This is a genomic window from Epibacterium sp. Ofav1-8 (assembly GCF_022348185.1).
GTDB lineage: Bacteria > Pseudomonadota > Alphaproteobacteria > Rhodobacterales > Rhodobacteraceae > Epibacterium.
The window spans coordinates 323,724-336,598 of sequence record NZ_JAKRFD010000005.1 but is presented as its reverse complement, the minus strand read 5'-3'; the positions used below and the strand labels follow the sequence as shown (position 1 = coordinate 336,598).

Sequence of the window (12,875 nt, the reverse complement as noted above, 5' to 3'; positions counted from 1 at the left end):
TCAGGATTACGAGCCGGCGCGCAGACAGATTCCGATAGCATGTAACCACAATCGCTAGCTTCCCACGTTTTATGGCCGATGAAACAACCGTCAATCAGCCATCAAGCCGCTTCGCCAGGTCTTCGGCGCTCTCGTTGTAGTAGGTCAGAAGCTGATTTACATTTCGATGTCCCACCATGCGCGCCAGATCCATAACATCGAGTTTCTTGGCGAGCTGCGTGATCGCCCAATGCCGTGAATCGTGAAACGTTAGTCCCTCAACTGCAGCCCGATCTCTCACCTTGCGCCACAAGACATCCAGTTGCCGTGAATCGAGTGCGAACACAGGATCAGCCTCTGGTAGCCTCTCCAGCATCTCCACGGCGCGGCGCGAAAGCGGAACCTGGCGTGAGGTTCCGTTTTTGGTCATAGGCAGATCCACTACCCGGCGCTCAAGATCGACGTGCTCCCACTTCATGTCGACGATTTCCCCGGCTCGCATCGCGGTTTCTCCGGCAAACAAGAATGCGTGAAACGCGCGGGCTGTCGCATTGTTGAGGTCATTGCCTGCGGAGAGCTCAAGCCGCTCCAGTTCTGCGCTCGTCGGCAAACGATCCCTCGGAGCTGCTTCTTGCGGCTTGCGTACATCGGTCAGAGGCGAATCTCCTATCACCCCCCACTCCCGCCGAGCCACGGAGAACACAGACCCCATGAGAGTCATCTCTCTCCGCACTGTTGAGGGCGCCACTTTTTGCAACCGGGCGTCACGCCACGCAGCGAAATCTGCAGGCGAGAGTTCGGAGAGGCTCTTTTCCCCAAGATCGGATTTGCCCCACCGGTTCAAGCGAAGCGCTTCCCACTTATAGCCGCGTTTCTTCGAGCTCACCTCGCGGGAATACCGCTCAAAGAGGTCACGCAGCTTCATCTTGGCGGAGATCTTCGACCCGTTCAGGATCTCATATTCCTTGCGGCTGGCCCAATCTTGCGCTTCTCTTTTTGAGGGAAAGACCTTGCTGGCACGAACACCGGCCCGTGCTACTTCAGCTCGCCATCCTGTCTTGGTCTTACGAAAAGTTGCCATGAATTACGCACTACTCTCTAAATGCGGAAAATATGCGTAACAACATGCGCGTTTTTACGCTTCATAGGCAAGCGGCAGTCGCGCAACCTTACCAATAACCCATATTTTGCAGATATTTGAGTAAGATTGGCCACCATCAAAAGAGTGGGTGGTGCCTCAAGAGGGACTCGAACCCCCGACCTTGTCCTTACGAAGGACCTGCTCTACCAGCTGAGCTATTGAGGCGGATCGACGGTGGATTTAAACCCAACGGAGCCTGCTTTCAAGCTTAGAATTCAGCGCTCTGGGTGAACCCATGTTTTCCATTTCCGATGGGTAACCGCGTTACCGCTTGGCGATGCGCCAAACTCAAAGGGGCGCGAATGCGCCCCTTTGCAAACTTCGGACATGCCGGGATCAGGCCGCAGCTTCGCCCGGTGTCTTGCCAAGAATGATCATCGACAGAAGATCATCATCGGTCACATCGTCAATGTCGACGGTGCCCACAAGCTGGCCGTTCTTCATGACAGAGGCCCGGTCGCAGAGTTCCATCACCGCATGCACATCGTGGTCGATCAGGAAGATCCCGATGCCCTGCGCCTTCAGCTGTTGGATCAGTTCCGCCACCATCTGCGTCTCATGCGGACCCAGCGCCGCGGTGGGTTCGTCCATGATCAGGATCTTGGCGTTGAAATAGACCGCCCGCGCAATCGCCACCGATTGCCGCTGCCCGCCCGAGAGGGCCGAGACTGGCTCGTTGAACTTGCGAAAATTCGGATTCAGGCGCCCCATGATCTTGCGGCACTCGGCCTCCATCGCGGCGTCGTTTACCAGCCCTGTTGCGGTGACGATCTCGCGCCCCAGAAACAGGTTGGAGGCCGCATCGAGATTATCCGCCAGCGCCAGCGTCTGATAAATCGTCTCGATATTGTGGCTGCGGGCATCGCGGGGGTTGGTGATCTCCACCTTGTCGCCGTTGATGCGGATCTCGCCCGAGTCCATCTTGTAGGCGCCCGAAAGCACCTTGATGAGGGTCGATTTCCCGGCGCCGTTATGGCCCAGCAGGCCGACGACCTCGCCGGGATGCAGATCGACCGAGACGTCGTCCACCGCCTTGATGCCGCCGAACGAGATCGAGATATTGTTCATCTCCACCATCGGAGTTGCGCCGGAGGCGCGGAGTTCCTTGGGAGTGGTCATTATTTGGCCCCCACACGTTTGCGATAGACGATGTCGATATAGACGGCGGCGACGAGCACGGAGCCGACAACGATGTTCTGGAACGGCGCATCGACGCCCACCATGGCCATGCCGGACTGGAGGCTCTGCATGATCAGCGCGCCGAGGATGGCGCCGTAAATGGTGCCAAATCCGCCAGAAAGCGCGGTGCCGCCAATCACGGCTGCCGCGATCACCCGCAACTCGTCCAATGTGCCGATGTCGTTGGAGTGGTTGGCCAGACGGGCCGAGGCCACCACCGCCGACAGCGCGCAGAGGAAGCCCATGATGGCAAAGATCTTCACCGTAAGAAGGCGGGTGTTGATACCCGACAGCTCTGCCGCGTCCGGATTGCCGCCGGTGGCAAAGATATACCGCCCCAGACGGGTGCGGCGGGCCACAATGGTCATCACCACCGCCACTGCGATCAGGATCAGCACGGAAATCGGCAGGCCGTAGCCTTGGGTAAAGCCTTCGGGCATCACCTCGCCGCGGGCCTCGAACATGCGTTCCAGACGACGGGTCGGGATCTCATAGGCGTTCAGGGTGCCGACAAACCCCAGAATGGATGCGGCAATGATCGCGGCCAGCACGCCCTCGGCCCAGAGAGGTTTCACCGGGAAGTCATGTGCCAGCTTGGCGCGGCGGCTGTTCCACAGCGTCAACAATGCAAGCGCGGTCGCCACGAGCCCCAGCACCCAGCTTGCGGTGATCCCGAGGGTGCCGTTGGTGCCGCCAAACATCAGGAAGGTGGAATCGAGCGGGCCAATGGTCTGACCGTCGGTCATGTACCACGCCACGTTGCGCCAGACGAGAAACCCGCCAAGGGTCACGATGAAGGCGGGGATTGTCAGATAGCCGACCATCCAGCCATGAAACGCCCCGATCAGGGTGCCCGCGACCAGGCCGACCACAACCGCAACCGCCCAGGTGATCGGATGGTTGAGGCCCAGCCCCAGCACATTCGGCACGAACTCGGTCTGCGTCATCGCCATGATGGCGGAGCAGGTCGCCAGCAGCGCGCCGACGCTCAGGTCGATGTGGCGGGTGACGATTACAAACACCATGCCGGAGGCCATGATCGCCACGGAGACGGTCTGGATCGTCAGATTGAAGATGTTGCGCGGCGTCAGGAAGCGCCCATCGGTCACCAGGTTGAACCCGATGCAGAGAATGATGAAGGCACCAATCATACCCAATAGCCGCACATCCAGCTCAAGCTGCTGGAAGACATTGCGCTTGGTTTGGGGGGTGATTGGCTGAGACGTGGTGTCGGTCATATCCGGCTCCAGTATTCAGCGAAGTATATCAGAAAAAGGGGGTGGATGGTCCGAAAAACTCCGGACCATCCGATTTGGTTAGATCAGTTGCAGGGGGCCGGGCCGTTTTCCACGCCCTGGCAGAGCGCTTCCTGGGTGATCCAGCCAGCATCCACAACAGCCGACAGGTTGTCCTTGGTCACCGGAACCGGCGCCAGGAATTTGGCGGTCATGGTGGTGCCCGCCGGCGAGGTCCAGGACACGGCACCGTCGATGTTTTCCATCGCTGTGCCGCCGGCCATGGCGACGGCGATCTCGCCTGCGGCATGGCCGAGGTCACGCGCGTCCTTCCACACCGACACGGTCTGAGTGCCCTTGGCAACGCGGTTCAGCGCAGCGTGGTCGCCGTCCTGACCGGAAACCGGGATACCTTCCATGCCTTGTGCGGTCAGCGCCGCCACGACACCGCCCGCGGTGCCGTCATTGGAGGCCACAACCGCGTCGACATTGTTGTCGTTGGCGGTCAGGATCTGCTCCATGTTGCGCTGTGCGTTGGCGGGCAGCCAGCCATCGGTGTAGGCCTCACCAACGATATTGATGTCGCCCGCATCAACCGCGGCCTGAATGATCTCCTGCTGACCACCGCGCAGGAAGTCCGCGTTGGGATCGGTGGGCGAACCCTTGATCATCACGTAGTTGCCCTTGGGCATCGCCTCGAACACCGCGCGCGCCTGCATGCGGCCAACCTCGACGTTGTCGAAGGTCAGGTAAAAGGCGCGGTTGTCCTCGATCAGACGGTCATAGGCGACCACCGGAATGCCTTCATCAGCAGCGGCCTGCACGGCCGGGCCGATCGCCTGGGAATCCTGGGCGAGGATGATCAGCGCATCCACGCCCTGGGCGATCAGGCTTTCGATGTCGGAAAGCTGCTTGGCAGACGAGGACTGCGCGTCGGCGGAGATATATTCAGCACCGGCTTCCTCCAGGGCGGACACGATGGCCGCTTCGTCGGTTTTCCACCGCTCTTCCTGAAAGTTTGACCAGCTGACGCCGACGGTCAGATCCGCGGCAAAGGCCGAGGATGCAGCAAATGCACTGAGTGCGATAACGGAAAGTCCGTTCAAGAATTTCATGTCTTCCTCCCTTGTCATGCAGGCCAATTGCTTTGCCGGGCCCACACTGTGAGTCGTGTGTAGCAATATTTTTTTTGAGTTTCAAATTAAATCATGTAGGCTGCGACTAGGGAGAGATTGCCGGAGGCATTTTATGGTGCCATAACGTGGCGCTGCCGCGTGGAGACGGCATGGGAGGAGGATCAATTTGGCACGATCAGGACGGCTGTCGTCGGGCAGCGACCAGCGTGAAAGCGGACGGCAGCAGATCCTGGACGTGATCCGTGCGGCCGAAAGCATCGCCCGCATCGACATCGCCAAGGCAACCGGCGTCAGCCCGGCAACGGTCACCGCCATCACCGCCGAGTTGCTGGCTGCCGGTCTGATCGAGGAAATCGCACCGGACGGATCTTCCGAAACCAAGCGCGGACGCCCGCGCGTCGCGCTCAAGATCCGCGGGGATGCGCATCGGATTGCCGGTTTGAAGGTGTCGCACCATGTGATCTCCACCGTCATCACCGACTTTGTCGGCACGGAACTGGCCAGCCACGAGATGCCCTTGGTCAAGGGCAACATGCCCGTCCCGGACCTCTGCGCCCAGATCCGGCGGGCGCTGGAGTATACCTGCAAGAAGGGTGGTTTCGGGATCGACGACCTGTCCGGCGTCGGGCTGGGCATGGCCGGCATGATCGATGCGGAACGCAGTTTCATCTACTGGTCGTCCTCGCTCGAGGAGCGCAACGTGCAGTTTGGTGCGGCAATCGCCCGGGATCTGCCCTGCCCGGTCTTCCTCGACAATGATGCCAATCTGGTCGCCAAGGCCGAACACCTGTTCGGCGAGGGCCGCACCTGCGACAATTTCATCGTCATCACCATCGAACATGGCGTCGGCATGGGCATCGTGATCGACGGGCAGATCTACCGGGGCACCCGCGGCTGTGGCGCTGAATTCGGGCACACCAAGGTTCACCTCGAAGGGGCGCTGTGCCAATGCGGGCAGCGCGGCTGTCTGGAGGCCTATGTGGGTGACTATGCGCTCCTGCGCGAGGCCAATATCTCCAGCGGCAGTGAGCGCCACAGGACCATCGCCTCTCTGTTTCAATCGGCCGAGAATGGCGATGCGATGGCGCAATCGATCCTCGACCGGGCGCGGCGCATGTTTGCCATGGGACTGGCGAATGTGGTGAATATCTTTGATCCCAGCAAGATCATCCTCGCAGGCGCACGGCTGTCGTTCGACTATCTCTACTCCGACAAGCTGATCGAGGAGATGCGCCAATGGGTCGTGCAGGTGGATGCGCCCCTGCCCGAGGTGATCGTCCACGATTGGGGCGATCTGATGTGGGCCAAGGGTGCCGCCGCCTATGGCATCGAGGAAGTCACCTCACAGACAGTGAAGGAGTTGGCCAATGCTGCGGCCTGACGCGTGTGCCCTCGCCCTGTTGATGCTGGCCCATCCCGCCCAAGCCGAACCACCGGTGCCAGAGTTCACACCGGTGCCCATCGCAGAGCATGTCTATGACGGCGGATGGGAGCATTACGTGGGGGGCGGGCTGGCGGTGTTCGATTGCAACGGCGACACGCTACCGGACCTTTATGCTGCGGGCGGGGCCAATCCGGCACAGCTCTTTGTCAATGCCACGGCTGAACCTGACGCATCATTGGCGTTTTCCCCACAAACACCCCCGGCGCTGGCGCTCACGGGGGTCACCGGCGCCTATCCCTTGGATATCGACGGCGATGGGCTGGGCGACCTCGCCATCCTGCGCGCGGGGCCAGATGTGCTGATGCGCGGCCTCGGACAGTGCCAGTTCGAACCCTTCGACACGCTGGGCTTTGTCAGTGGCGACCATTGGACAACCGCGTTCTCCGCCACCTGGGAAGGAGACAACGCCCTGCCGACGCTGGCTTTTGGCACCTATGTGGACCGCACAGATCCGGAGGGGCCATTCGGAACCTGCGACGACACGCTGCTGTTTCGTCCCGCCGGAGCATCCTATGCCCCGGTGCAACGGCTGTCGCCGGGGTACTGCGCGCTCTCGCTCCTGTTCAGCGACTGGAACCGCAGTGGTCGCGCCGATCTCAGGGTGTCGAACGACCGGCATTATTATGTGCGCGGCGGACAGGAACAGATGTGGGCGATGGAGGCAGCACCCCGCCTTTATGACGCCGAGGACGGCTGGCGCGAGTATGCGCTCTGGGGCATGGGGATCGCCTCCCGGGACATGAACGGCGACGGGTTTCAGGACGTCTACCTGACCTCGATGGGCGACCAGAAGTTTCAGCTGCAAACCCCCGACACGGACGGCCCGGTCTGGGAAGACGTGACCTATGGTTTTGGCACCACCGCGCACCGGCCCTATACCGGCGGCGATGGGCGCCCCTCGACCGGGTGGCACGCAGCATTCGGGGATGTGAACAACGACGGGCGCGATGACATCTTTGTCACCAAGGGCAATGTCGAGCAGATGCCCGATGCCGCCCAGAAAGACCCAAACAACCTGATGCTGCAACGGGCAGACGGCAGCTTTGTCGAGGTTGGCGCGACGGCGGGCATCGACAGCCTGCATCGCGGGCGCGGCGGGGCTTTGGTGGACCTGAACCGGGACGGTCTCCTCGATATTGCGGTGGTCAATCGCCGTGCGCCTCTGGAGGTCTGGCAGAACACAAACTCCGCAGGTGGCAACTGGCTGCTGCTGCGCCTCAAGGGCGCGGCGCCAAACACCCATGCCATCGGCGCCTTTGTCGAGATGGAACTGGGCGATAGGGACGTCAGCCGCGAGGTGACCGTCGGCGGAGGCCATGCGGGTGGCGATCTCGGTGCCTTGCACTTCGGTCTGGGACCTCACGCCCGTGTGCGGGTCCGCGTGAACTGGCCGGATGGGTCGATCTCTGACTGGCAAACCGTCGCTGCCAATCAACAGATCACCCTGACGCAGTAGTCCGATCTAGCGATCCACCGGCAGCCCGCTGGGGACCTGTTCCGGCACCCCAAGACGGCCCGCCGCGGCGACATCGTCCGTCAACGCGTGCAGGAACGCGACAATATCCGCGATGTCCGCTGGCGTGAGGCGCACCGGCGCGTAGCTGATCGCTTGTGCAAGCGCCTGACGTTCGGATGCGGACTCGTGCACAGCCCAATCCTGTTGTCCGGGCAAGTCAGGCAGGATCGCGGCTGATGTGTCGTAATTATTCAATGATTTCCCCGGATGCAGGTGATGCACCACAATGCCCTCCAGTGTGGCAAATGCACCGGAATGGCCATAAGGCGCGGTCAGGCCAATGTTGCGCAAAGAGGGCGTGCGAAAGGCAAAGGCATCCTGCGCGGCGCCCGTGACGCGGATGCGGCCTTCGTCGCGATTGTGGGTTTCAAACCGCGCCGCCTTGCCCGGCCCGAGCTGCGGCACCGCCAGCGCATGAAAATCATGATCGGTCTGGAACCAGCCGGAGTGGCACTGGCTGCAATTGGCCTTGCCGTAGAACAACTCCATTCCGCGCGAGGCGGGCGCAGGCAGATCGCCCTGCCCCAGCATATAGGCATCAAAGGGGCTCATATCGGCGCGCCACTCGAACCGGATGAAATCCGCCAGCACATTGCCGATGTCGGCAAAGGTGATGGGCGCGCCCTCCCCCAGCACCGCATCAAAACCAGCGCGATAGGCGGGGATGGCCTCGACACGCGCGGCGATCCGGTCCCATGCGCCGCCGGGTGTGGACAGTTGCCCCAGCCGCACCGCCTCTGCGACCTCGTTTTCCGAGTAATGCCCGGCCATCTCATCGGCAGAGAGCACCGGGAACATCGCCTGTGCGGCAAGCGCGTCGTCAAAGCCTGCAACCATATCCTCGCCCAGAGGCGTGCGGATACCGCCGGGGTGATCGGGGTGATCCTCCAGCCGCCCATCGTGAAACATCACGGTGAATTCCGGTGCACCAAGGTTCCACAGACCCGGCGCATTCCGCGGGATGCGCTGCTCGGGCAGATTGGCGGGATCAGCGCGGCGCTCGGGGCCAAGGCCGATACCGCCCTCGCCCAAGCCCAGCGACAGACCGTCGCCGGTGCCAAAGCGCGGGTGGTGGCAGGTGGCGCAAGAAATGTTGCGATTGCCCGACAGGATCGGATCGTAGAACAACAGCTGCCCCAGCTCCACCGCCGCCATATCCGGTGCCGGGAACTGCGGGCGCGGGCCAAGGTCAGGGCGCATCTCCGCCTGTGCGGCTGTGGCTCCCAAGAGGGCAAGCGCGATCATCCGGTGCATCAGATCCTCCCGAGTTCAAGACGCAGGCGTTGACGGTAGGGGTGATCCGGGGTCGCGATCACGCTGGGAAACTGCGGCAGGTTCACCGCGTTGGGAAAGCCCTGCGGCTCAAAACAGACTCCCATGGCGGGGCCGATCTGCTGTCCTGACAGAGCACCGGACTGGGGCGGCAGGGCGGCGGCGGTATAGATCTGCGCGCAGGGCTGATCGCTGACGATCCGCATCTGCAGCCCATCAGGTGCGGTCAGTGTCGCCACCGGCAATTGCGGATCACGGCAGGTGTCGAACACAAGCGCCACATCGCTGCCCCGGTGCTCCGGGTCGAGGTCGGCAAAACTGCGCCCCAGACGAAGGTCATGATGGCTGCCATCCAGCGCTGCAATTTCACCGGTCGGGACATTGGCGTCGTCCAACACGAGAAAGCTGCTGGCGTCCACTTGCAGGCGGTGATCGTGGATCGGCTGCGTACCGCCCATCAGGTTATAATAATTGTGCTGCGCGAGGCTGATCGGGGTCGCTGCGCTGACTTCGGCCCGCATGTCATAGACAATCGCCAGCCCGTCCAGCGTCACGGTCAGCGACACATCCACTGCACCGGGGAACCCCGCCTCCCCCTCCGGTGAGTGGTAGCGCAGGCGCGCGCTGGCGTCAGAGAGCAGTTCAATCTCCCAGAACACATGAGAAAGCCCCTGTGCCCCGCCATGCAGCAGCGTATCGCCTTCATTGGCGTCGAGGTGGTAGCTCTGCCCATCAAGGGCAAAGCGCGCGTTCTTGATCCGCCCGGCCACGCGGCCCGCAATCACGCCGAGATAGCCCGGGTTGTACAGATAGGCGGCCGGGTCCTCAAACCCGAGGATCAGCGGGCGGTCGTCGTACAACAGGCGCAGATCGCGGGTTACGGCACCAAAGTTCAGCAGGCTGACGGAAAGGCCCGCGCTGTGCAGCCGCGCCTCTCTCAGCATGTGGCCTTGGTGGAGGCCGTGATCCACGATCTGCGCGTTGCTCATTCAGACAAACCGGTTGATGACATTTTCCAGATATTCCTGCCGCCCGGACCGCGGTTTCGGGTTGATGTCTTCGACCTCGACCCGCTTTGCGATATCCTCCAGTGACAGCTTGCCCGAGAGCATATCCTGCGCGTCGTCCCGCTGCCATCCGGCGTAGCGGTCGGTGACGAACTGATCCAAAGTGCCGTCCTCGATCATCGCCGCAGCGGCCTTGAACCCACGGGCACAGATGTCCATACCGCCGATATGCGCCATCAGCAGATCCTCCGGGTCGATGGACTGGCGGCGCAGCTTGGCGTCAAAATTGGTGCCGCCCGAGGTAAAGCCGCCGTGTTTCAGGATGTGGTAATAGGCCAGCGCCACCTCCGGCGTGTTGTTCGGGAACTGATCGGTGTCCCAGCCGGATTGATAATCGTTGCGGTTCATGTCGATGGAGCCAAAGACGCCCAGCGCCTGTGCGGTGGCAATCTCATGCTCGAACGAATGTCCCGCGAGGATTGCGTGGCCCTGCTCCAGGTTCAGTTTGACCTCGTTTTCCAACCCGTGGCGCTTGAGGAAGCCATAAACCGTCGCCGCGTCGTAGTCGTACTGGTGTTTGGAAGGTTCCTGTGGTTTCGGCTCCACCAGGATCGCGCCCTTGAAGCCGATCTTGTGTTTGTATTCGACCACCATGTTAAGCATGCGGCCCATCTGCTGGTCTTCTTGCGCAAGATCGGTGTTCAGCAGCGTTTCATAGCCCTCACGACCGCCCCAGAGCACGTAGTTTTCGCCGCCGAGACGGTGGGTTGCATCCATGCAGGTCTTGATGGTCGCCGCAGAGAAGGCAAAGACATCCGGGTCCGGGTTGGTCGACGCCCCCGACATGAACCGCGCGTTGGAAAACAGGTTGGCGGTGCCCCAGAGCAGTTTGACGCCGGTTTCTTCCTGCTTTTGCGCGAAATACTCGACGATCTCATTCAGGTTGCGGGTGTTTTCCGCAAAATTCGCCCCCTCCGGTCGCACATCCGCGTCGTGGAAACAGTAGTAGGGCGACTGCAACAGGGTGAACATCTCAAACGCCACATCGGCCTTGAGCTTGGCGGCCTCCATCGTGTCCTTGAACCATGGGCGGTCAAAGGTCTGGCCGCCAAAAGGATCGCCGCCCGGCCACACAAAGTTGTGCCAGTAGCAGGTGGCAAAGCGCAGATGCTCTTCCATCCGTTTGCCGAGGATCACCTCGTCGGGGTTGTAGTGGCGAAAGGCCAGCGGGTTGGTGCTGTCTGCGCCTTCATATTGGATTTTGGAAACGTCGCCAAAGAAGCCGGTGGTCATGTCATCAGTGCCTTCATGTTGGGATAGAGCGCGCGATACCGGGCGTAGGAGGCATCATAGGCCTCGGTCAGGTCGCGGCGTGGATCAATGGTGTGGGCGATGGGCGGTGCAGTCATCACGGCGGAAACGTCGGCGCCGGTGGCCGTCATCGCCAGTCGGGCGGCGCCCAATGCCGCGCCAAACTCGCCCTTGTCGGGAATGTCGAGGGACACGCCAAGAACGGTCGCGAGGGTTTCCACCCAATAGGGCGACCGGGTGCCACCCCCCACTGCAAGCAGGCGCGTGAGGTGGGTGTCGGTGCCTTTGAGCGCCTCAAGGCAATCGCGCAGCGCAAAGGCCACGCCTTCCATCACCGCCTGTGTCAGCTTTGCCGGGCCATCGCCAATATCAAGACCTGCAAGCGTGGCGCGAATGCGGGCATCGTTATGCGGTGTGCGCTCGCCAGAAAGATAGGGCAGGAACGTCACCGAAGAGGGTCCGGCGATCTGGTCCGGCAGCAGTCCCGCCAATGTCGCCGGGGTCTGCCCAAGCGTGCGCGACAGCCAATTGAGACAGTCCGTCGCCGCAAGGATCACCCCCATCTGATACCACGTATCCGGCACCGCGTGGCAGAAGGTATGCACAGCCGAGGCCGGGTCAGGTTTGTAAGCGGCTTTTGCGGCCAGGAGCACGCCGGAGGTGCCAAGGCTCACAAAGCCCTCACCTTCACGGAAACACCCGGCCCCGCAGGCGGCAACCGCATTGTCGCCACCGCCCCCGGCAATGATCACCGGGCCGTCGATGCCCCATTCATCGCGAAGCACGTCACGCAGATCGCCACCGGCGGCGGAGCCTTCGACGAGATCGGGCATCTGGTCGCGGCGCATGCCGGACGCGTCCAGCAGCTGCTCCGACCAATCCCGCGCGCCTACATCAAGCCACGACGTCCCGGCGCTGTCTGACATGTCAGAGACATAGGCGCCGGTCAGCCAGTAGCGCAGGTAATCCTTTGGGAGCAGAACCTTGGCGACCTGGGCAAAGATCTCCGGCTCATGCGCCTTGACCCAGGCCAGTTTCGGCGCGGTGAAGCCGGGAAACACGATATTGCCCGACAGATCCCGCACGCCTTCTGTGCTATCCAGCTGGGCCGCCTCGGCAGCCGAACGCGTGTCGTTCCACAGGATACAGGGGCGCAGAACCTTGCCCGCCGCATCCAGCAGGGTTGCCCCGTGCATGTGGCCGCTGAGGCCGATGCCGCGCAACGCGGCGAGCTCGGTCGGGTGGTCCCGACGCAGCGCTGCAATCGCGGTCTGACAGGCGGTGATCCAGTCCTGCGGGTCCTGTTCGCTCCACCCGGTATGCGGGTGTGAGACCCCGTAAGCTGCATCCGCCACGCCAATGACATTGCCACCCTCATCGGCCAGCAACGCGCGCAGCCCCGACGTCCCCACGTCAAGACCCAGAAACATTCGATGTCCTCCCAATCGCCCGACGCGCACGACCGCCGGGGTCGTACACATATTTATTTCGGCGATTAAAATAAAACAGAATCTCCGCGCGCTGTCAATCGCGATAGCCGACGCGCCCGATCGCCCCGGCCTGATGGCCCCCGGCCGTGATCGCCAGACGCCAACCGGCGCAGCCTCCGCAGGGCAGCAGCGGTTGAGTTCGCATCTCAAAGCGCCTATGTCGAA

Annotated in this window: 10 protein-coding genes and 1 tRNA gene; 2 read left to right on the top strand and 9 right to left on the bottom strand. The window is 62.0% G+C overall.

The annotated features are described in order from the left end of the window. Nucleotides 1–94: 94 nt before the first annotated feature. The 5 genes from MHM97_RS10795 to xylF all read right to left on the bottom strand — a co-directional run bounded on the left by MHM97_RS10795 (nt 95) and on the right by xylF (nt 4,649). Nucleotides 95–1,060: a tyrosine-type recombinase/integrase gene (locus tag MHM97_RS10795; protein ID WP_239322374.1), complete on the bottom strand. Its 966-nt coding sequence runs from the start codon at nt 1,058–1,060 to the stop codon at nt 95–97. Between the two features lie 149 nt (nt 1,061–1,209). Next, nucleotides 1,210–1,285, bottom strand: a tRNA-Thr gene (locus MHM97_RS10790). 171 nt (nt 1,286–1,456) lie between these two features. Further along, nucleotides 1,457–2,239, bottom strand: a complete 783-nt coding sequence (locus MHM97_RS10785; RefSeq protein ID WP_239322373.1) for an ATP-binding cassette domain-containing protein — start codon at nt 2,237–2,239, stop codon at nt 1,457–1,459. Continuing rightward, the gene (locus MHM97_RS10780) at nt 2,239–3,537 is read right to left on the bottom strand and encodes a sugar ABC transporter permease (RefSeq protein WP_239322372.1); all 1,299 of its coding nucleotides are present in this window, start codon (nt 3,535–3,537) and stop codon (nt 2,239–2,241) included. The genes MHM97_RS10785 and MHM97_RS10780 overlap by 1 nt, the downstream gene beginning before the upstream one ends. 83 nt (nt 3,538–3,620) lie before the next feature. Next, the gene (xylF, locus tag MHM97_RS10775) at nt 3,621–4,649 is read right to left on the bottom strand and encodes a D-xylose ABC transporter substrate-binding protein (protein WP_239322371.1); all 1,029 of its coding nucleotides are present in this window, start codon (nt 4,647–4,649) and stop codon (nt 3,621–3,623) included. 187 nt (nt 4,650–4,836) lie between these two features. Between xylF and MHM97_RS10770 the strand changes: the two genes are divergently transcribed. Both MHM97_RS10770 and MHM97_RS10765 read left to right on the top strand, forming a co-directional pair. Further along, nucleotides 4,837–6,051 carry an ROK family transcriptional regulator gene (locus MHM97_RS10770; protein ID WP_239322370.1) on the top strand — a complete coding sequence of 405 codons (1,215 nt, stop codon included), beginning with the start codon at nt 4,837–4,839 and terminating at the stop codon, nt 6,049–6,051. Continuing rightward, nucleotides 6,038–7,570 carry a CRTAC1 family protein gene (locus MHM97_RS10765; RefSeq protein WP_239322369.1) on the top strand — a complete coding sequence of 511 codons (1,533 nt, stop codon included), beginning with the start codon at nt 6,038–6,040 and terminating at the stop codon, nt 7,568–7,570. Before MHM97_RS10770 ends, MHM97_RS10765 begins: the two co-directional genes overlap by 14 nt. 6 nt (nt 7,571–7,576) lie before the next feature. Here the strand turns inward: MHM97_RS10765 and MHM97_RS10760 are convergent, their stop codons facing one another. Genes MHM97_RS10760 through xylB form a run of 4 tightly spaced genes read right to left on the bottom strand, consistent with a single transcriptional unit; the run spans nt 7,577 to nt 12,650 of the window. Further along, nucleotides 7,577–8,884, bottom strand: coding sequence for a cytochrome-c peroxidase (locus tag MHM97_RS10760; RefSeq protein WP_239322368.1), 1,308 nt, complete (start codon nt 8,882–8,884; stop codon nt 7,577–7,579). Continuing rightward, a complete protein-coding gene (locus tag MHM97_RS10755; protein ID WP_239322367.1) occupies nt 8,884–9,891 on the bottom strand; it encodes an aldose epimerase family protein in 1,008 nt (335 codons plus the stop codon). The genes MHM97_RS10760 and MHM97_RS10755 overlap by 1 nt, the downstream gene beginning before the upstream one ends. Further along, nucleotides 9,892–11,202 carry a xylose isomerase gene (gene xylA / locus MHM97_RS10750; protein ID WP_239322366.1) on the bottom strand — a complete coding sequence of 437 codons (1,311 nt, stop codon included), beginning with the start codon at nt 11,200–11,202 and terminating at the stop codon, nt 9,892–9,894. It lies immediately after the preceding gene. Further along, a complete protein-coding gene (gene xylB, locus MHM97_RS10745) occupies nt 11,199–12,650 on the bottom strand; it encodes a xylulokinase (RefSeq protein WP_239322365.1) in 1,452 nt (483 codons plus the stop codon). The genes xylA and xylB overlap by 4 nt, the downstream gene beginning before the upstream one ends. Nucleotides 12,651–12,875 lie beyond the last annotated feature (225 nt).

Coding starts and splice junctions, on each gene's coding strand:
- MHM97_RS10795 (WP_239322374.1), bottom strand. CDS start 1,060: ATGGCAACTTTTCGTAAGACCAAGACAGGATGGCGAGCTGAAGTAGCA.
- MHM97_RS10785 (WP_239322373.1), bottom strand. CDS start 2,239: ATGACCACTCCCAAGGAACTCCGCGCCTCCGGCGCAACTCCGATGGTG.
- MHM97_RS10780 (WP_239322372.1), bottom strand. CDS start 3,537: ATGACCGACACCACGTCTCAGCCAATCACCCCCCAAACCAAGCGCAAT.
- xylF (WP_239322371.1), bottom strand. CDS start 4,649: ATGAAATTCTTGAACGGACTTTCCGTTATCGCACTCAGTGCATTTGCT.
- MHM97_RS10765 (WP_239322369.1), top strand. CDS start 6,038: ATGCTGCGGCCTGACGCGTGTGCCCTCGCCCTGTTGATGCTGGCCCAT.
- MHM97_RS10760 (WP_239322368.1), bottom strand. CDS start 8,884: ATGCACCGGATGATCGCGCTTGCCCTCTTGGGAGCCACAGCCGCACAG.
- MHM97_RS10755 (WP_239322367.1), bottom strand. CDS start 9,891: ATGAGCAACGCGCAGATCGTGGATCACGGCCTCCACCAAGGCCACATG.
- xylA (WP_239322366.1), bottom strand. CDS start 11,202: ATGACCACCGGCTTCTTTGGCGACGTTTCCAAAATCCAATATGAAGGC.
- xylB (WP_239322365.1), bottom strand. CDS start 12,650: ATGTTTCTGGGTCTTGACGTGGGGACGTCGGGGCTGCGCGCGTTGCTG.